The 18,850-nt window shown below is 62.3% G+C and carries 17 protein-coding genes; 11 read left to right on the top strand and 6 right to left on the bottom strand.

The window, feature by feature from the left end:
* The first annotated feature begins 1 nt into the window (after position 1).
* From deoA to ABWY06_RS25410, 4 genes are all read left to right on the top strand, one after another.
* Positions 2-1,309 (top strand): thymidine phosphorylase, encoded by a 1,308-nt coding sequence (gene deoA, locus ABWY06_RS25425; protein WP_353928372.1) that lies wholly within the window; start codon positions 2-4, stop codon positions 1,307-1,309.
* Between the two features lie 11 nt (positions 1,310-1,320).
* Positions 1,321-2,559 carry a phosphopentomutase gene (locus ABWY06_RS25420; protein WP_353928371.1) on the top strand — a complete coding sequence of 413 codons (1,239 nt, stop codon included), beginning with the start codon at positions 1,321-1,323 and terminating at the stop codon, positions 2,557-2,559.
* Positions 2,559-3,269 (top strand): purine-nucleoside phosphorylase, encoded by a 711-nt coding sequence (gene deoD / locus ABWY06_RS25415; RefSeq protein WP_353928370.1) that lies wholly within the window; start codon positions 2,559-2,561, stop codon positions 3,267-3,269. Before ABWY06_RS25420 ends, deoD begins: the two co-directional genes overlap by 1 nt.
* Before the next feature lie 227 nt (positions 3,270-3,496).
* Positions 3,497-4,849, top strand: coding sequence for a diguanylate cyclase domain-containing protein (locus tag ABWY06_RS25410; protein WP_353928369.1), 1,353 nt, complete (start codon positions 3,497-3,499; stop codon positions 4,847-4,849).
* Positions 4,850-5,122: 273 nt separating this feature from the next.
* Here the strand turns inward: ABWY06_RS25410 and ABWY06_RS25405 are convergent, their stop codons facing one another.
* The 5 genes from ABWY06_RS25405 to ABWY06_RS25385 all read right to left on the bottom strand — a co-directional run bounded on the left by ABWY06_RS25405 (position 5,123) and on the right by ABWY06_RS25385 (position 9,053).
* Positions 5,123-5,923 carry a Crp/Fnr family transcriptional regulator gene (locus ABWY06_RS25405; protein WP_353928368.1) on the bottom strand — a complete coding sequence of 267 codons (801 nt, stop codon included), beginning with the start codon at positions 5,921-5,923 and terminating at the stop codon, positions 5,123-5,125.
* 103 nt (positions 5,924-6,026) lie between these two features.
* Positions 6,027-6,299: a TfoX/Sxy family protein gene (locus tag ABWY06_RS25400; protein WP_353928367.1), complete on the bottom strand. Its 273-nt coding sequence runs from the start codon at positions 6,297-6,299 to the stop codon at positions 6,027-6,029.
* Positions 6,300-7,073 (bottom strand): class I SAM-dependent methyltransferase, encoded by a 774-nt coding sequence (locus ABWY06_RS25395; RefSeq protein ID WP_353928366.1) that lies wholly within the window; start codon positions 7,071-7,073, stop codon positions 6,300-6,302. It abuts the gene before it with no gap.
* Positions 7,070-7,417, bottom strand: coding sequence for a pentapeptide repeat-containing protein (locus ABWY06_RS25390; RefSeq protein WP_353928365.1), 348 nt, complete (start codon positions 7,415-7,417; stop codon positions 7,070-7,072). Before ABWY06_RS25390 ends, ABWY06_RS25395 begins: the two co-directional genes overlap by 4 nt.
* A gap of 73 nt (positions 7,418-7,490) precedes the next feature.
* The gene (locus ABWY06_RS25385; protein ID WP_353928364.1) at positions 7,491-9,053 is read right to left on the bottom strand and encodes a bifunctional aminoglycoside phosphotransferase/ATP-binding protein; all 1,563 of its coding nucleotides are present in this window, start codon (positions 9,051-9,053) and stop codon (positions 7,491-7,493) included.
* A gap of 116 nt (positions 9,054-9,169) precedes the next feature.
* Here ABWY06_RS25385 and mrcB point away from each other — a divergent pair, with 116 nt between their 5' ends.
* Genes mrcB through ABWY06_RS25370 form a run of 3 tightly spaced genes read left to right on the top strand, consistent with a single transcriptional unit; the run spans position 9,170 to position 12,541 of the window.
* Positions 9,170-11,488 (top strand): penicillin-binding protein 1B, encoded by a 2,319-nt coding sequence (gene mrcB / locus ABWY06_RS25380; RefSeq protein ID WP_353928363.1) that lies wholly within the window; start codon positions 9,170-9,172, stop codon positions 11,486-11,488.
* A 10-nt stretch (positions 11,489-11,498) separates the two neighbouring features.
* Positions 11,499-12,212 carry a tetratricopeptide repeat protein gene (locus tag ABWY06_RS25375; protein ID WP_353928362.1) on the top strand — a complete coding sequence of 238 codons (714 nt, stop codon included), beginning with the start codon at positions 11,499-11,501 and terminating at the stop codon, positions 12,210-12,212.
* Positions 12,212-12,541, top strand: a complete 330-nt coding sequence (locus ABWY06_RS25370; RefSeq protein WP_353928361.1) for a YqcC family protein — start codon at positions 12,212-12,214, stop codon at positions 12,539-12,541. The genes ABWY06_RS25375 and ABWY06_RS25370 overlap by 1 nt, the downstream gene beginning before the upstream one ends.
* 24 nt (positions 12,542-12,565) lie before the next feature.
* Here ABWY06_RS25370 and ABWY06_RS25365 read toward each other — a convergent pair whose 3' ends face one another.
* Positions 12,566-13,006, bottom strand: a complete 441-nt coding sequence (locus ABWY06_RS25365; RefSeq protein WP_353928360.1) for a DUF4124 domain-containing protein — start codon at positions 13,004-13,006, stop codon at positions 12,566-12,568.
* Positions 13,007-13,412: 406 nt separating this feature from the next.
* Here ABWY06_RS25365 and ABWY06_RS25360 point away from each other — a divergent pair, with 406 nt between their 5' ends.
* From ABWY06_RS25360 to pssA, 4 genes are all read left to right on the top strand, one after another.
* Positions 13,413-15,137 carry an acetolactate synthase 3 large subunit gene (locus ABWY06_RS25360; protein WP_353928359.1) on the top strand — a complete coding sequence of 575 codons (1,725 nt, stop codon included), beginning with the start codon at positions 13,413-13,415 and terminating at the stop codon, positions 15,135-15,137.
* Positions 15,138-15,140: 3 nt separating this feature from the next.
* Positions 15,141-15,632, top strand: coding sequence for an acetolactate synthase small subunit (gene ilvN / locus ABWY06_RS25355; RefSeq protein ID WP_353928358.1), 492 nt, complete (start codon positions 15,141-15,143; stop codon positions 15,630-15,632).
* A 47-nt stretch (positions 15,633-15,679) separates the two neighbouring features.
* Positions 15,680-16,696 carry a ketol-acid reductoisomerase gene (gene ilvC / locus ABWY06_RS25350; protein WP_353928357.1) on the top strand — a complete coding sequence of 339 codons (1,017 nt, stop codon included), beginning with the start codon at positions 15,680-15,682 and terminating at the stop codon, positions 16,694-16,696.
* A gap of 151 nt (positions 16,697-16,847) precedes the next feature.
* Entirely contained in the window at positions 16,848-17,675 is an 828-nt protein-coding gene (pssA, locus tag ABWY06_RS25345) for a CDP-diacylglycerol--serine O-phosphatidyltransferase (protein ID WP_353928356.1), read from the top strand.
* The last annotated feature ends 1,175 nt before the right edge of the window (positions 17,676-18,850 follow it).

Here is an 18,850-nt window from a genome sequence, read left to right as displayed (position 1 = left end):
TATGTGGCTGGCTCAGGAAGTGATTCGGCAAAAACGCGATGGCTTGGTGCTCGACGCGGCGGACATCCAGCGGTTTGTCCAAGGCATCCAGGACGGCAGCTTGAGTGAAGGCCAGGTGGCGGCCTTCGCCATGGCGGTGTTGCTCAAGGGCATGACCCTGGAGGAGCGCATCGCCCTGACCCAGGCCATGCGCGACTCCGGCCAAGTGCTGCAGTGGGACCTTCCCGGCCCGGTGGTGGATAAACATTCCACCGGTGGCGTCGGCGATCTGGTCAGCCTGGTGTTGGCGCCGTTGCTGGCCGCCTGCGGCTGTTACGTGCCGATGATTTCCGGGCGTGGCCTGGGCCATACCGGCGGCACCCTGGACAAACTCGAGAGCATCCCGGGTTATTGCACCCAGCCGGATCCTGAGCGGCTGCGGGCCGTGGTGGCCGAGGTCGGCTGCGCGGTCATCGGCCAGACGGCTGACTTGGCCCCGGCCGACAAGCGCCTGTACGGCATCCGTGACGTGACCGGCACGGTGGAGTCCATCGACCTGATCACCGCCTCGATCCTGGCGAAAAAACTGGCGGCCGGCCTGGACGTGCTGATCATGGACGTCAAGGTGGGCAACGGCGCCTTTATGAACGACCCGGCCCAGGCCCATGCCCTCGCCGAGAGCATCGTCGCCGTGGCCAATGGCGCGGGGGTCAAGACCCGCGCGCTGATCACCGACATGAACCAGCCCCTGGCGCGCAGTGCCGGCAATGCACTGGAAGTGGAGGAAGCCCTGGCCCTGCTCAAGGGCGAGGTGCGCAGCCCGCGCCTGTGGGAAGTGACCCTGGCCCTGGCCGAGGAAAGCCTGGTGGCCGCCGGCCTGGCGCCGGACCTGGCGACCGCCCGTGAGCGCCTGCTGGCCGCCTGGCACAGCGGCGAAGCGTTGCAACGCTTCCTGCGCATGGTCGAGGCGCTTGGCGGTCCTGCCGACTTGCATGTCAAACCCTGGCAGCACCTGCCCTGGGCGCCGGTGGTCCACCCGATCTACCCGGAACAGCCTGGGGTGGTGCAGCAGATCGATACCCGCGCCATTGGCGTGGCGGTGATCGGCCTGGGTGGTGGGCGCCGTCGGCCGGAAGATATGATCGACGGGTCGGTGGGTTTCAGTGCGCTGGCCCTGCCGGGCGAGGCGGTGGGTCCCGAGCGGCCCCTGGCGCTGGTGCATGCCCGTGACGTCGAGGCGGCGCAACGGGCGGAACAATCCCTGCGCGCGGCCTATGTCCTGGGTAACGGCGAGCCGACGGCCCGTGAATTGATCAGTGAGCGCCTCTAGGAGCTGAACCCATGAAAAGAGCCTTGCTGCTGGTGCTCGACTCCTTTGGCATCGGTGCCAGCGCCGATGCCGAGCGCTTCGGTGATGTCGGTGCCAATACCTTCCAGCATATCGCCGAGGCCTGTGCCCGCGGCGAGGCTGACAATGGCCAGCGCCACGGGCCACTGCAACTGCCCAACCTGGCGGCGCTGGGCCTGGGCCATGCCGCGGCGCTCAGCGCCGGGGTCTACCCGCCTGGCTTCAGCGCTGAACAGCCGGCGCACGGTGCCTATGGTTATGCCCGTGAGCTGTCCAGCGGCAAGGACACGCCGTCCGGTCACTGGGAGATGGCCGGGGTGCCGGTGCTCAGCGACTGGGGCTATTTCAGTGAACCGACAAATTGCTTTCCGCCGGCGCTGCTCGATGAGCTGATCCGCCGTGGCGGGTTGCCGGGCATCCTCGGCAATTGCCACGCCTCGGGCACCACCATCCTCGAGGCGCTGGGCGAGGAACACCGACGCACGGGCAAACCCATCTGTTACACCTCGGCCGACAGCGTGTTCCAGATCGCTGCCCATGAAGACAGTTTTGGTCTGCAGCGGCTGCTGGACCTGTGCCTGCTCGCCCGCGAGCTGTGCGACGACTACAACATCGGTCGGGTCATTGCCCGTCCGTTTACGGGCGACAGCCCGGCGACGTTCCGGCGCACCGGCAACCGCCGGGACTATGCCGTACCGCCACCGGCCCCGACCGTGCTCGACCGCCTGTGCGAGGCGGGTGGTCAGGTGTTCGCCGTGGGCAAGATCGGCGATATCTTCGCCCACCGCGGGATCAGCCGGCTGTACAAGGGCGATGGCAACGACGCGCTGTTCGACAGCACCTTGCAGGCCCTGGCCGAGGCGCCCTCGGGGTGCCTGGTGTTCAGCAACTTCGTCGATTTCGACATGCTCTATGGCCATCGCCGGGATATCGCCGGCTACGCCCAGGCGCTGGAGGCGTTCGATCGACAGTTGCCGCTGTTGCTGGCGGCCCTGGGGCCGGACGATTTGCTGCTGCTCTCGGCGGACCATGGCTGTGATCCCAGCTGGCCAGGCAGCGACCATACCCGCGAGCATGTGCCGGTACTGGCCTATGGCGCGGGCGTGCGCGCCGGCAGCTTGGGCGAGCGGGGCAGTTTCGCCGACATCGGCCAGACCCTGGCCGCGTTTTTCGACCTGGCGCCCTGTAGCCATGGTCAATCCTTTCTTAATAATGCGGAGCGTCGTTCCTGATGGCCACACCCCATATCAGCGCCCAGGTGGGCGAGTTTGCCGAAACCGTCCTGATGCCGGGCGATCCGTTGCGGGCCAAGATGATCGCCGAGACCTACCTGAGCGATGTGCAGCAGGTCAATGGCGTGCGCAACATGCTTGGCTTCACCGGGCACTACAAGGGCCAGCGCATCTCGGTGATGGGCTCGGGCATGGGCATCCCGTCCGTGTCCATCTATGCCCACGAGCTGTTCAGCCAATACGGCGTGCAGCGTATCGTGCGGGTCGGCAGTTGCGGTTCGGTGCAGACCGGCGTGCGGGTGCGCGACCTGGTGATCGCCCAGGGTGCTTCCACCGACTCGATGGTCAATCGCAAGCGCCTGGCCGGTTTCGATTTTGCCGCCCTTGCCGATTATCGGTTGCTGGCGCGCACGGTGCAGGTGGCCGAGGCGCGCAATCAGGCGGTGCATATAGGTAACGTGTTTTCCGCCGACCTGTTTTATGAGCCGGATCCCGAGTTGTTCGCGCGCATGACCCGCATGGGCATCCTCGCCGTTGAAATGGAGGCCGCCGGCCTCTATGGCGTGGCCGCCGAACTGGGCCGCCAGGCCCTGACCGTGCTGACCGTCAGCGACCATATTCTGGAAGGCGAAAAACTCAGCGCCGAGCAGCGCCAGGAGGATTTCCACGACATGGTGCAGTTGACCCTGGAAGCGGTCATCGGTCTCTGACGCCTAACCCCTGCCGTGGTCCTCAGGGTTGGTTTCGCTGGGCTACGGCGGGGCCCGTGACAAAGAAATAGCCTATTGCCATAACGCCAGGTGCAATCCAAGCTAGGCTGTAACTGCGGCAGTCCCGAAAATTGCGCTTGCCGCGCCCGCCAGGATCGGCGACGGGCTGTTGGGCGATAGGCGCGCCGACAGCAGGGGCGCTTTGCCCCAGCACAGGGTGCGCGCGAGTGACAGACAAACCACAGCCCCTCCCACTTGCCAGTTTCGTCGACCTGTTGCTCGACGCTATCTGCGTGGTCGATATGGATGGGCGTTTCGTTTCGGTCAGTGCCGCCTGCGAACGGATTTTTGGTTATACGCCAGACGAGTTGGTGGGGCGCAATATGCTCGACCTGGTGTTGCCCGAGGATCACGCCAAAACGCGCCAAGCGGCCGCCGAGGTGGTGGCTGGACAGTCCAAGAGCGGTTTCGAGAACCGCTACCTGCACAAGGACGGGCATGTCGTGCACATCATGTGGTCAGCGCGCTGGTCCGAGGCCGATCAGGTGCGGGTGGCGGTCGCGCGAGACATCACCGAGCGCAAGCGCACCGAGTCATTGCAGGCCGCGCTCTACCGGATTTCCGAAGCAGCCCATGCCAGTGAAAATGTGTTGGCGCTCTTCCAGCGTATCCACCAGATCGTCGGTGAGTTGCTGCCCGCGGATAATTTCTCGGTGATGCTCTACGACGAGGCTTCGGGTGAGCTGCGGTCGGCCTATCACGTCGACCTCCAAGGGCAGGTACCGCATAGCCATCGGCTCGACGCCAATACGGCCTGTGCCCAGGTGATGCGTACGGGCCAGACCCTGTTGCTGACACCCGAATCGCGGCTGGCCGCGGGCGCCGTCGAACAGTCGCCCTATTGGTTGGGTGTGCCGCTGCAGTCGTGCAACGGCACCATCGGCGCCATGGTCCTGCAGGGTTATGCCGGTGGCGCCAGTTATAGCGCCCAGGATCAGGAACTGCTGCAGTTCGTCTCGACCCAGATTGCCGATGCCATCGAGCGCAAGCAGTTGCATAGTCGCCTGCAGTTTATCGCTCGCCATGATCCCCTGACGGGCCTGCCCAATCGCGCGCTGCTGGCCGACCGGCTGAGCACTGCCCTGGCTCGCGCGCGGCGCGAGCAGGGTCGTCTGGCGCTGCTGTACCTGGATCTGGACAAGTTCAAGGAGGTCAACGACAACTGCGGGCATGCTGCCGGCGACTTGTTGCTGCAAGTGGTCGCACTGCGCTTGCGCCAGTGTGTGAGGGAGTCGGACACCGTGGCGCGGATTGGCGGCGACGAATTCGTCATTTTGCTCGAAAGTATTCAACTGGATGAGCACGCCTGGGCATTGGCGGAAAAGATTCGCAACGCGCTTAACCAGCCGTTTGACTTGGGCGGCTATCAGCAGTCGGTATTGCCCAGCATCGGCATGGCGCTTTACCCGGAGCATGGCGATCAGGAGCAGCGCCTGCTGCAGCTGGCCGATGAGGCGATGTATGTGGCGAAGAGAAGCGGCGGTAACCGCGCCTTGCGCGCTTCGGTGCCAGCGGCGTAAGGCGTTGCCTGGATGCCAAACCGCGGACAAAAAAAGACCCGGGTGTGAGCCGGGTCAAATAACCGTGTTTAGCCTGATGAGGAGATAACCTGAAGATTCCGACTGAATGGTCTCTTTAGCTTATCGACTGATCTCGCGACCAGTTGTGATAATAATAACAATTCTCATTTCGATGTCAAGCTTTCATCCTGCACTTTTTTTGGCGCTGTCCAAACGCGTTGCCCAGATGCACAAAACCCGGCGCTGGGCCGGGTTGATGGCGCGGCAGAGCGCTTACCCGGCAACGGACGGAAGGCGCAATTGGGTCACTTCCTTGTTCAGCAGGTCGATCCTGCGGGCCATGCTTTCGATCAGGCTGTGAGCGATCCGCGGGTTGCTCTGCATCAAGCTGAGAAATTGCTCCTTGGGGATCACCATGACCGTGCACGGCTCGCTGGCCAGTACGGTGGCGCTACGTTTTTCCCGGGTGAACACCGCCATGGCGCCGAAAATCTCGTCCTTTTGGACGTCGCCGACTTTTTGTCCATCGACGTAGGCCTCGGCATAGCCTTCGATGATGATAAAGACATGGTCTGCTTCATCACCTTGGTGGATCAATTCCTCGCCGGCGGCGAAATGCTGGAAGCCGGTGGCGGGGCGAATTTCCGGTTGTTTCAGGCGGGCCAATGCGTCCGACAAAAGCGCGGTGTGACCAATTAGGTACTGAATGAACAATTCTTGTCGCTGTTCATCGGCGTAGATGTGTTTGAACACGTCGCTGCGCGCGTAGGGAATCAGGCTCAGAGGTTCTTCGCTGGTGTATCGGCAGCTCGGTAGCTCGATCCCTTGGCGCAGTCCCACGAGGTCGCCTTCCTGCAGGTAAAACAGCGGTCGCCCATCGACCAAGGCATGCAGCAGGCCATTCTCGATGATAAACAACTGGTTGCTCGGCAGGACTTGGGCCAGGTCTTCGACACGTTCCAGCAGCAAGGGTGCACCGGCCGGGCTCAAGCCTTCCAGTAGTTGAGACGGGATGCTCTGCAGTCGATTGATCAGCTGATCGGCGTAGGCCGGTTGCTCCCCGAGTAAGTACATACACTGATTCCTTGAACTGGCAGGTGACGAGAATACACGAACGTCCTTTTCACGATAGGCGCCTAGCGCCTTGGCGTAAATCCTGGGGCGTGTAGATTGTGAGCTAGCTCTTGTTCTGCGCGGCGCCGGCCTCGAGTTGCAGGTTCAGTTCGGCTTTGTGGGCGGCCGGCAGGTCATTCCAATGCATGTCGAGCAAGGCGCCTTCTATGGCATACAGCAGCACTCGCGAAGCCCGAAAACCCCGCGCGCGCACCGCCCGGTAGGCGCTTACCGCGCCCAGGCGTCTCAAGTCCGTGGCGCTGTGGATGCCAACTGCATGCAACCATTGGGCCGAAGTCTTGCCCAGGTTCTTCAAGTGCTGCAATTCATCATTCATTCAGCCTCCGTGCATCAGGTGCTGGCCGGCGGGAAAACCCATGAGAAAGTGTAGCGGCCAGTGGACCAGGCGTGGCCGGTTGATATCGCCCCATGCCTGGCGCAGGGGCTCGTGGAGCTCGGCAAGTGGATCACGCCCGTGCATCTGCTCCCAGCGCTGCACGGCCGACCAGGTGCGCAGGTAGCCCAGCAGATGCCCGAAGCTCCACTGCGCCTGCAGTGCGAAAGTGGGGGGTTGCAGCCGCGGGAAGGGCGGCTGGACGTCGCGGTAGCCGGCATCCACGCTGGCGCGCCCCGGGGGCCAGTGGCCGGCCAGGGTGACGCGGTAAAATTGCTCGATCACCCGGTCGAGCAGTGGCTCGATGCGCATAAGCCCGTAGCACCAGGCGCAGAACAGGCCGCCGGGCTTGAGCAGTCGCGCGGCTTCCGAGAAAAAAGCCGGGGTGGCGAACCAGTGCAAGGCCTGGGCGACGACGATCAGGTCGAGGCAGGCGCTGGGCAGCGGCTGTGTCTCGGCGTTGGCGGCGAAACGGCTCAGCCTGGGGGCGTCCGGCATGGCGCGCAGCTGCTCGAGGCTGGCATCGCAAGCCAGCACCCGATCGAAGTGTTCGAGCAGTGGGGCGCTGGCCTGGCCGTTACCACAGGCAATGTCCAGGGCGCAGCGGTGCGCGGGGCTGTGGGCGGCAAGCCAGTGGAAGAGCGCCGGTGGGTAGTGCGGTCGGAAACTCGCATAGGCCTGCGTCCGCGCTCCGAACAGCGCGACCACGTCGCTCATGGACGAGTCCGGTAACGCAGCCGGGTGCCGAAATTGACCGACATCAGGATCTCGTCGGCGCTCAGTTCGGCGGGGAAGTAAGCGCCCGATATCTGCGCATGGGCCAGGCTGGCGCCCTCCAGCGCCGCCTGGCGCAGGTCAACGCCGCGCAGGTCAGCGCCACGAAAGTAGGCATCGGTGAAGTCGATGCGTTCGGCCTGCAAGGTGCGCAGGTCGATGCCGCGAAAGTCGCCGCCCACCAGATCGATCGGGCCCGAGGTGGGTTTCTGTTGGTTAAAGGCGACAATATCGTCGTTGTGCAGCAGGCGATACAGCGGATGATCCAGTTGGCGCGGCAGGCTCATGGCAAGGGGTCCGGTGAAGGTATCACCGGCAGTATAGAAGTCGCACCGCGCTCTGCGCGGTGCGCGGGTGCCTTTAAAGGCCGGGCAGGCGGGTACGGATGCGCGCAACCAGGCTGTCGAGGCTGGCGCTGTCGTGGGTGTCGACGCGTTTGCTGTGCAACAGCTCGTCTTCGTTCAGCGGTTCGCGGCTGGCCTGTTGCGCCTGGATCACCTCCAGCGTGGCATCCGAGGGGTCGCGCCCGTCGTTCTGGCGCTGCTCCAGCCAGCCGGCAATCACCTCGTTGGGCGCCTGGCAGTCAAGGATCAGGAACGGGGTGCCGGTGTGTTCGGCCGCTTGCCAGGCGGTCTGACGTTGGGCCTGTTTAAGGTAGGTGGCATCGATGATCACCGGGAAGCCGGCATGCAGTACCGTTTCGGCCAGTTGGTGCAGGCGGTCGTAGGTGCTGCTGCTGGCGGCCGGGTCGTAGATGCCGCTGTTCAAATGCCCCTGGGTGCCGGCGGGCTGTTCGCCGAACAAGCGCTTGCGCTCGACGTCGGAGCGCAGGCGGACCGCCCCGAGCGCTTCAACCAGGCGCATGGCCACATGACTCTTGCCGACGGCCGAGACCCCGTGGGTAATGGCCAGGAAGCGTGACGGTATGGCGCTATAGCTTTCCGCGAGGTCGGCGTAACGGCGGTACTGACGCAGAATCACCGCACGCTGCACGGCATCCGCTTCGTGCCCCAGGCTGAACAGGCTGACCTTGCCCCGTACCATGGCGCGGTAGGCTTTATAGAAGTTCATCAGTTCCAGCGCGTCGTAATCGCCGGTGTGTTCCAGCCAGCCACTGAGGAAGCGGCGCGCCAGGGGTTTGAGCCCGCGATCTTCCAGGTCCATGACCAGAAAGGCACTGTCCGCGGTGGTGTCGGTCAGGCGAAAGGGTTCGTTGAATTCGATGCAGTCGAACAGCACCACCTGGCCGTCGATCAGCGCGGCGTTGCCTAGATGGATGTCGCCGTGGCATTCGCGGATAAAGCCTTGCGCTTTACGCCGCTCGAGCAAGGGCAGCAGGCGGGCGTAACTGCTTTCGGCCCAGGCCTCCAAGGCGTCCAGTTGCACCAGGTCGGCCTTGTCCTTGAGCAGCGGGCGGATCTGTTCGAAGTTTTGCCGCACCGGCGCCATCACCGCTTCCGGTGTGCCCAGCTCGTGCTCGACGGGGACGGTCGGCGTGTTCAGGTGAAAGGTGGCAATCTGCTGGGCCAGCGCATCGATATGCTGATCGGACAGTTCGCCACGGGCCTGGATCTCGCCGAGGAGGTGGCTCTGCGGGAACTGCCGCATCTTGATCGCATACTCGATGACCGGGCCATCGCCATTGAGCTGCGGTGCCTCGGCACTGCCGGTGATCGGCAGTACGTCCAAATACAGGTCCTGGGTCAGGCGCCCGTTCAGGCGCAGTTCTTCCTGACAAAAATGCTGTCGTGCCGCCAGGTCGGTAAAGTCGAGAAAGCCAAAATTGACTGGTTTCTTGAGCTTGTAGGCGAAGGGGCCGGTGAGCAGCACCCAGGAGATATGGGTCTCGATGACCTGGAAACCTTCCACCGGGTGGGGGTAGAGGGCCGGGTTCTGCAGGGCTGCAAGCAGGGACTGGCTCACGGTGGTTCCTTGGAAGTCAGGCAAATGGAAGGCCGCATTATGGCGGCTGAGTCGCGCCGTGCAAACCGTTGGTGCGCGCCTGTCGGTCGGGGGCAAAGTGCGTATAATGCGCCGCCATGACTCGTCCCCGCACTTCTCGTTCGCGTTCCAAACCCCGTTCCGGCGGCCTTCGTACCTGGCTGGGCTGGGTTTTAAAGCTCGGTCTGGTGGGGCTGGTGGTGCTGGCCGGCTTCGCCGTGTACCTCGATGCGGTGGTGCAGGAGAAGTTTTCCGGCAAGCGCTGGACGGTGCCGGCCAAGGTCTACGCTCGGCCATTGGAGCTGTTCGAGGGGCAGAAGCTGTCCAAGGAAGATTTCCTCATTGAGCTCGATGCCTTGGGCTACCGACGCGAAAGCGCAGTCAGTGGTCCGGGTGCGGCAGTGGTGAGCGGCGGCAACGTTGACCTGTACACCCGGGGCTTTCAATTTTATGAAGGCGCCGAGCCCGCGCAACCGGTGCGGGTGCGTTTTTCCGGCGATTATGTCGCCGGCCTGACCCAGGCCAATGGCGCCAAGCTGGCGGTCGCACGGCTCGAACCCATGCTGATTGGCGGTCTGTACCCGGCGCACCACGAAGACCGTATCCTGATCAAGCTGGACCAGGTGCCGCCCTACCTGCTGGAAACCCTAGTGGCGGTCGAGGATCGGGAGTTCTACCACCACTTGGGGGTATCGCCCAAATCCATCGCCCGCGCGGTCTGGATCAACGCGTCGTCCGGTCAATTGCGCCAGGGTGGTAGCACCCTGACCCAGCAGCTGGTGAAGAATTTCTACCTGACCAATGAGCGCAGCCTGACGCGTAAGCTGACCGAAGCCATGATGGCGGTCCTGCTGGAGCTGCACTACGAGAAGAATGACATCCTCGAGTCCTACCTGAACGAAGTGTTCCTCGGCCAGGATGGGCAGCGTGCGGTGCACGGTTTTGGCCTGGCCAGTCAGTATTTCTTTAGCCAGCCGCTGGCCGAGCTCAAGTTGCACCAAGTGGCGCTGCTGGTCGGCATGGTCAAGGGCCCGACTGTATACAACCCGCGACGCAACCCTGAGCAAGCCCTCAAACGGCGCAACGTGGTGCTCGATGTATTGCTCGAGCAGGGCGTGGCCAGCGCCGAAGAAGTCGCCGCGGCCAAACTGATGCCGCTTGGCGTGACCCAGCGTGGCAGCCTGGCCGACAGCTCGTTTCCCGCCTTTCTGGACCTGGTCAAACGTCAGTTGCGCGAGGATTACCGCGAGGAAGACCTGACCGAGGAAGGCCTGCGTATCTTCACCAGCTTTGATCCCATTCTGCAGCTGAAGGCTGAGGCCGCGCTCAGCGATAGCCTGAAGCGCCTGTCCGGGCGCAAGGGCGTGGACGAGGTCGAGGCTGCGGTGGTGGTGACCAATCCGGAAACCGGCGAAGTGCAGGTGTTGATCGGCAGCCGCCAGCCGCGCTTTGCCGGTTTCAATCGGGCGCTGGACGCCGTTCGCCCGATCGGTTCGTTGATCAAACCGGCGATTTTCCTCACTGCCCTGGAGCGTCCCAGCCAGTATTCCCTGACCAGTTGGTTGGCGGACGAGCCGTTCTCCGTGAAAGGTCAGGACGGCCAGGTGTGGCGCCCGCAAAATTACGACCGCAAGGCCCATGGCAGTGTGTACCTGTACCAGGCCCTGGCCCAATCCTACAACCTGTCTACGGCCAAGCTGGGCCTGGAACTGGGCGTGCCTACGGTACTCAAAACCCTGGAGCGCCTGGGGGTGGTCCGGGAGTGGCCAGCCTATCCGTCGATGTTGCTGGGGGCCGGGGGCTTGAGTCCCATGGAGGTGGCGACCATGTACCAGACCATCGCCAGCGGTGGATTCAATACGCCATTACGCGGTATTCGCAGTGTACTGACCGCTGAGGGTGAGCCGCTCAAGCGCTACCCCTTCCAGATCCAGCAGCGCTTCGATCCGGGCGCCATTTACCTGACCCAGAACGCCATGCAACGCACCATGCGCGAAGGCACTGGGCGGTCGGTCTACAGTCAGTTGCCCGCGGCGCTGAACCTGGCCGGCAAGACCGGCACCAGCAATGATTCGCGCGACAGCTGGTTCGCCGGCTTTAGCCAGGACCTGCTGGCGGTGGTCTGGCTGGGGCGCGATGACAATGGCCCGACACCGTTGACCGGTGCCACCGGTGCGCTGCAGGTCTGGACTGGCTTTATGGCCAAGGCCGACCCGCTGCCGCTGGACATGCCGTTGCCGGACAATGTGGTGCAGGCCTGGATCGACCCGAGCAATGGTCAGGGCTCGGATCCCAGCTGCACCAACGCCATACAGATGCCGTATATTCGCGGCAGCGAGCCGACCCCCGGCGGCGCCTGCGGGATTCAAGCACCAGTGGATTCCGTGATGGATTGGGTCAAGGGCTGGGTAGAATGAGAGGTCTAATGTGACTAGATGGTGGATTCCCGTGTTGGCGGCCACAACTTTGCTGGCCGGCTGCTCGACAGCCCAGCGGGGTGCGATTCCGGTGGTGGAGGCGGGTGCTTCCGTTTCCGAGGAGCAGGAGGGCGGCGGCTCCTCGCCTTACCGTGCGCCGGTGGCCGTGCCGCGAGCACTGCCTGAGGACTCGGGCGTGGTGGTGATGGTACCGGGCGCCGGTAACAGTACTGCGCCGATTCAGCGTTATCCGGCCTCCGCTGGCGCCGCCGCGCCCATCACGCCAGGCCCGATCGTTCCGGGACCGGGCAACGGCGCGCCAATGAGTCCAGGTGGCGTGATCGCCCCGAACATGCCGAACGGTGTGCCCTCCGGTGGTACGCTGGCCGCTGACGAGCAGCTTGATGGCCCGGTATTGGCCTTGTTGACCACCGCTCAACAACAACAAGGCGGAGGCGACCTCAATGGCGCCTCGTCCAGCCTGGAGCGCGCCCAGCGCATCGCGCCCCGAGAACCACAGGTGCTCTACCGGTTGGCCGAGGTGCGTCTGGCCCAGGGCGATGCCGCCCAGGCGGAGCAGTTCGCACGGCGTGGTTTGACCTATGCCAACGGGCGTCCGGCCTTGCAGGCCAGCCTCTGGTCGTTGATCGGCCAGGCACGTGAGCGCCAGGGCGACCCGGCGGGCGCGGCGCAAGCCCGTGAACGGGCCAGGGTTAACCTCTGATGGATCCGCGTCGACCTTTGCTGGCCGATAATCTCCTGCTGATCGAGCGTGAGCTGCGTCAGCAGGGTTGGTGGGATGTCGCGCCACCCAGCGCTCAGGCGCTCGCCAGTGATGCCCCGTTTTGTGTGGACAGTCTGGCACTGGAGCAGTGGTTGCAATGGGTGCTTCTGCCGCGCATGGGCGCGTTGCTGGCTGCGGGGGGGGCTTTGCCCTCTGCCTCAGGTATCCAGGCGATGGCTGAGTTGGCGTTTGCCGAGCGTCTCCCCCAGGCGGGCAGGCTGTTGACGGCGCTGGGAGAGTTCGATCGCCTGATGCAGGCCCGTTTCTAGCGGGCCCCGTGGTCGAAAGCGACGTTACTTGCACTTCTCGGCGATACCCTTTTCGCTCTCGGCGATGCGGGCCTGGCGTTCTTCCTCGGTCAGGCGACGGGTTTCACCTTTGTCCTCTACTTGCACCCTTGGGTTGTTGCGCAGTTGGGCCAGGTTGCCGCGCACGTTTTCGCAGTATTTCTTGCGTTCAACTTCCTTGATGGCAACTTCTTTTTTGACCTTTTCATCCAGCGCTTTCTGCTCCGGGTCGTCCGCGCCCACCCCGGCTGCAGGGGTCGCGGGTGCTGCGGCAGGTGCCTTGGGCGGAGCGATAACCGTATTGATTTCGGTGGCCGCCTGCCCCTGCGGCGGTTGCGCGCCAAAATGCGTATTGCCTTGCGCGTCCACCCATTTGTAGACCTGACTGGCCATCGCGCTGGCGCTCAGGGCAAGCAGCAGGCTGCCGGTGAGAATAGTGCGTCGCATGCTCTTTCCTTCTGTTAGCTGCAGAACCTAGGTAGCTACTATAACCAAAACTGGGGTCTCGTCATCCTGCGCTGTGTCACAGCAACCGATTGAAGAATACGTTACGGATGACTTGACTTGGGCGGGGCTATTCCCAACAATTCATCGTTCGCTGTAGTGGAGTCGGCCGCAAGCAGGCTTTAGCTCAGCAGACATGAGGCGCATACCCGTGCCGACCTTGTTACACCCGCAACGCGTTACCTCGCGCTGGGTGGGAAAATCCCGCAACACTTAGGGGTTCTCCCAATACTTGCTCAGTAGTAGCTGACGTAGTCGGCGACCACCGTCGCTCATGCTCTGCTGGCAGTAAACCTATTTCAGGCCGTCCCACAGCGGGCGGTTTTCTGGCGTTTTAGAGGTGAACAACGTGGAGCTTTTATCTGGCGCTGAAATGGTCGTCCGCTTTCTGCGTGACGAAGGCGTTAAGCATATCTATGGGTACCCCGGCGGCGCCCTCCTGCATATTTATGATGCCTTGTTCAAGGAACCGGAAGTCACCCATATCCTGGTGCGTCACGAGCAGGCGGCCACCCATATGGCTGACGGTTATGCCCGTGCTACTGGCAAGGCCGGCGTGGTACTGGTGACCTCAGGTCCCGGTGCGACCAATGCCATCACCGGCATCGCCACCGCCTATATGGACTCAATTCCGATGGTCGTGCTGTCGGGCCAGGTGCCCAGCACCATGGTCGGCACCGATGCGTTCCAGGAAACCGACATGATCGGTATTTCCCGGCCGATCGTGAAACACAGTTTTATGATCAAGCACCCGTCGGAAATTCCCGAGGTGATGAAAAAGGCGTTCTACATCGCCCAGTCCGGCCGTCCCGGTCCCGTGGTGGTCGATATCCCCAAGGATATGACCAACCCGGCGGAGAAATTCGAGTACGTCTACCCCAAGAAGGCCAAGCTGCGCTCCTACAGCCCGGCCCTGCGTGGGCATTCCGGGCAGATCCGCAAGGCCGCCGAAATGCTGCTGGCGGCCAAGCGCCCGATCCTCTATGCCGGTGGCGGCGTGATCATGGGCAATGCCTCGGCACCGCTGACCGAAGTGGCGCAGATGCTCAACCTGCCGGTGACCAACACTCTGATGGGCTTGGGTGGTTACCCAGGCACCGATCGCCAGTTCCTCGGCATGCTCGGTATGCATGGCAGCTACACCGCCAACCTGGCCATGCACCATGCCGATGTGATTCTGGCGGTGGGCGCGCGTTTCGATGATCGGGTGATCAATGGCGCGAGCAAGTTTTGCCCGAACGCCAAGATTATCCATATCGATATCGACCCGGCGTCGATCTCCAAAACCATCAAGGCTGATGTACCGATCGTCGGTCCGGTGGAAAGCGTGCTGACCGAGATGGTGGCGATCCTCAAGGATATCGGCGAGTCGCCGAGCAAGGAGTCCTTGGCGGGTTGGTGGAAACAGATCGAGGAATGGCGCGGCAGTCGTGGCATGTTTCCCTATGACAAGGGCGACGGCAGCGTCATCAAGCCGCAGACGGTGATCGAGACGCTCAGCGAAGTCACCGGCGGCGACGCTTACGTCACCTCCGACGTGGGCCAGCACCAGATGTTCGCCGCCCAGTACTATCGATTCAACAAGCCCAATCGCTGGATCAACTCCGGCGGCCTGGGCACCATGGGCTTCGGCTTTCCGGCGGCCATGGGCGTCAAACTGAATTTCCCCGATGAGGAAGTGGCTTGTGTCACCGGGGAAGGCAGCATCCAGATGAACATCCAGGAGCTGTCGACCTGCCTGCAGTACGGGCTGCCGGTGAAAATCGTCAACCTGAACAACGGTGCCCTGGGCATGGTCCGCCAATGGCAGGACATGATGTACAGCAGCCGCCATTCGCATTCCTACATGGAGTCGCTGCCGGACTTCGTCAAGTTGGCCGAGGCCTATGGCCACGTCGGCATGCGCATCACCGAGCTGAAGGATCTCAAGCCGATGATGGAGCAGGCGTTTGCGATGAAGGATCGCCTGGTGTTCCTCGATATCCAGGTGGACACCAGCGAGCACGTCTACCCGATGCAGATCAAAGACGGTGCGATGCGCGACATGTGGCTGAGCAAGACGGAGCGGACCTAAACCATGCGACACATCATTTCCCTGTTGCTGGAAAACGAGCCGGGCGCCCTGTCCCGCGTCGTGGGTCTGTTTTCCCAGCGCAACTACAACATCGAAAGCCTGACCGTCGCCCCGACCGAAGACCCGACCCTGTCGCGTCTGACCTTGACCACCGTTGGCCACGATGAGGTGATCGAGCAGATCACCAAGAACCTCAACAAGCTGATCGAAGTGGTCAAGCTGGTCGACCTGTCGGAAAGCGCCCATATCGAGCGCGAACTGATGCTGGTCAAGGTCAAGGCCACCGGTGCTCAGCGCGCCGAGATCAAGCGCACCACGGATATTTTTCGTGGGCAGATCGTCGATGTCACCAGCAGCGTTTACACCATCCAGTTGGCCGGCACGACCGACAAGCTGGACAGTTTCATCCAGGCCGTCGGCACCAGTTCGATTCTGGAAACCGTCCGCAGTGGTGTCACCGGCATAGCCCGCGGCGACAAAGTACTGAGCATCTAATCATTTAGCGAATGGCCCGAGCGGCCTAGTATCAATAGGGGAATTCCATGAAAGTGTTTTACGACAAAGACTGCGACCTCTCGATCATCCAGGGTAAGAAGGTCGCCATCATCGGTTACGGTTCCCAGGGGCATGCCCAGGCCTGCAACCTGAAGGACTCCGGTGTTGATGTCACCGTCGGTCTGCGTCCGGGTTCCGCTACCGTCGCCAAGGCCCAGGCCCATGGCCTGAAAGTCACTGACGTGCCTTCGGCCGTCGCGGCCGCTGACCTGGTAATGATCCTGACACCGGATGAGTTCCAGTCGCAGCTGTACAAGAACGAAGTCGAGCCGAACCTGAAGAAAGGCGCCACCCTGGCCTTCTCCCACGGTTTCGCCATCCACTACAACCAGGTGGTGCCGAGGGCCGATCTGGACGTGATCATGATCGCACCGAAAGCCCCGGGTCACACCGTGCGCTCCGAGTTCGTCAAGGGCGGTGGTATTCCCGACCTGATCGCCATCTATCAGGATGCGTCCGGCAATGCCAAGAATGTCGCCCTGTCCTACGCCTCGGGTGTGGGTGGCGGTCGTACCGGCATCATCGAAACCACCTTCAAGGATGAAACCGAAACCGACCTGTTCGGTGAGCAAGCCGTTCTGTGTGGTGGTACCGTCGAACTGGTCAAGGCCGGTTTCGAGACCCTGGTCGAAGCTGGCTATGCGCCGGAAATGGCCTATTTCGAATGCCTGCACGAACTCAAGTTGATCGTCGACCTGATGTATGAAGGCGGCATTGCCAACATGAACTACTCGATCTCCAACAATGCCGAGTATGGCGAGTACGTGACCGGTCCGGAAATCATCAACGCCGAGTCCCGTCAGGCCATGCGCAACGCACTCAAGCGCATCCAGGACGGCGAGTACGCCAAGATGTTTATCGCCGAAGGCGCTGCCAACTACCCGTCGATGACCGCCAAGCGCCGCAACAACGCCGCGCACGGTATCGAAGTAGTAGGTGAGCAGCTGCGTTCGATGATGCCTTGGATCTCGGCGAACAAGATCGTCGACAAGAGCAAGAACTAAGTCCGCAGGCACTCGAAAAAACGCGGCCTAGGCCGCGTTTTTTTATGGGCGCTGCCCGGCTTCTGCTATAAAGCCTGATTCGCCGCGGCCGGGAACGAACCCGTGTCGCCGGTCCAGGTCGAACCTCGAAACCAGTCGCAAGGTGTTGTTCATGAACGAACGTCCAGAGGAGCCCGTCGTGGCCCCCGATGCAGAAAGCCTGCTGCCGATCGATGAGCATATTGAAGAAGGACATGACGCCGAAGGGCGCAAGGTCCGTCATCGCGGTATTTATCTGCTGCCCAACCTATTTACTACTGGCAACCTGTTTGCCGGTTTCTACGCGATCATCAATGCCATGAACGGCAACTTCTACGTAGCGGCGGCCGCGGTGTTCGTCGCCATGGTGCTCGACGGCCTGGATGGTCGGGTGGCGCGCCTGACTAATACCCAAAGCGCCTTCGGTGCCGAGTATGACTCCTTGTCGGACATGGTGGCCTTTGGTGTGGCGCCGGCTTTGCTGGCGTTCGAGTGGGCGTTGAGCAGCATGGGCAAGGTGGGCTGGATGGTTGCCTTTATCTATGTGGCGGCCGCTGCACTGCGCCTGGCGCGCTTCAATACCCAGGTCGGCACGGCCGACAAGCGTTACTTTATCGGCCTGGCCAGTCCGGCGGCGGCTGGCGTGGTGGCTGGTACGGTCTGGGCCTTCAGTGATCTGGGGGTCAAGGGCACGGAAATGTCGGTATTTATTGTCGTGGTATTCGCCATTTTGGTGGCGGCTGCCGGGATGCTGATGGTCAGCAATATCAAGTACTACAGCTTTAAGGACCTGGACCTCAAGGGGCGCGTGCCCTTCGTGGCGATTCTGGTGGTGGTGCTGGTGTTCGCAGTCGTGTTCAGCGATCCGCCGCGGATCCTGCTGCTGATTTTCCTCGCCTACGCCGCCTCGGGGCCGGTGCAATACCTGTTGCAATTGCGTCGCCGTAAAACGGTTGAGTGACGTGATTTCGCCTGGCCTCCGCGGTCTATTGGTGCGTCAAGCCGCCATAGTCGCGCAGTGGTCATGCTGACCTACGTGCCTGGGGCCTTGTGGGAGTCGGCGTACCTAGGCCTGTTGCCTCTAGCCATGCGCGCCGGTGCGGCCATGCGCATGGTATCCACAGGCGTTATTCGCTATGGCGGCCTGGGCCCATGGGGCAGGGCCCGTAGCCGTCTGCTTCGGCGATAAACCGAAGTCTGCGCAATGGCAGGCAGGTCCGTCGATAGAGGCGTTTACGCCTTGCGGCGATGCCACCCATCACCACAACAACTTCTATGCGTTCGGCACCGATAAGGGCGATCCGGCACGTCATGCCTTGGGGTTCAAAAAGGAGCCCTGGCAGTTAGTGATCGAGGGGGAGGTAGGAAAGGCTGGCACTTACGGTATAGATGAGCTGACCAAGCCTCATGTCCTGGCCGGACCTATCTGCGCTGCGTGGAAGGATGGTCGATGGCCATTCCCTGGCTGGGGTTTTCCCTGGGCGCCTGTGCCGTGTTTTGATCGGGATGAATATGGGGCAGTTGCCGAGCGACTTGAGCCAGCCCCCTTATAGAGTGGGGGGCTTTGTGGGCTTGCTGCTGGCGCTGAGTTCCTTGCAAAAGGCAGTGCGACGCGGGAAACCACTGCATGGGTTGGTATATGTCATGTTGGGCCTGGGGTTGCTGCACTTCCTGTGGCTCGTCCGGCCGATAGGGATGAGGGGTTGATCTACGCCGCCTCCAGGGCGTTCTTGCTGTTATCACGCGATCCTCCTATTAATTAATAGGCGGCTGCCAAGGCTAAAAGGAGTGGCCTGGGGTAAAGAAGCGGCATTGGTTGGAAATAGGCCTTGACGGCAGTTCTGGCGGGCCTATAATGCGCACCTCTTCCGGCGTGAACATCTCGGAAAACGGCTTGTAAATCAAGCAGTTAGCTTAAAAAGAGGGGTTGCTAAGCGGTGTAGATCGCGTAGAATGCGGCGGGTCGACAGGGTGGTGGTAGAGTCCGGTTGGCGAGTTGGGACATGAAGTGAAAGCGGTTGCAGGATGAGGTTGACAGCGGTTGGAAACGCTGTAGAATTCGCCTCCCGCTGACACGGAAGCCCAGGCTGAAGTGAAGCGCAAGTGGTTGAAGTGGCTGGATAAACAAGTCGCTTG

This window comes from Pseudomonas sp. (assembly GCF_040514055.1).
In the GTDB taxonomy this organism is placed as follows: domain Bacteria; phylum Pseudomonadota; class Gammaproteobacteria; order Pseudomonadales; family Pseudomonadaceae; genus Aquipseudomonas.
The sequence above is the reverse complement of the archived record's forward strand: the minus strand, read 5'-3'. Positions and strand labels throughout refer to the sequence as shown.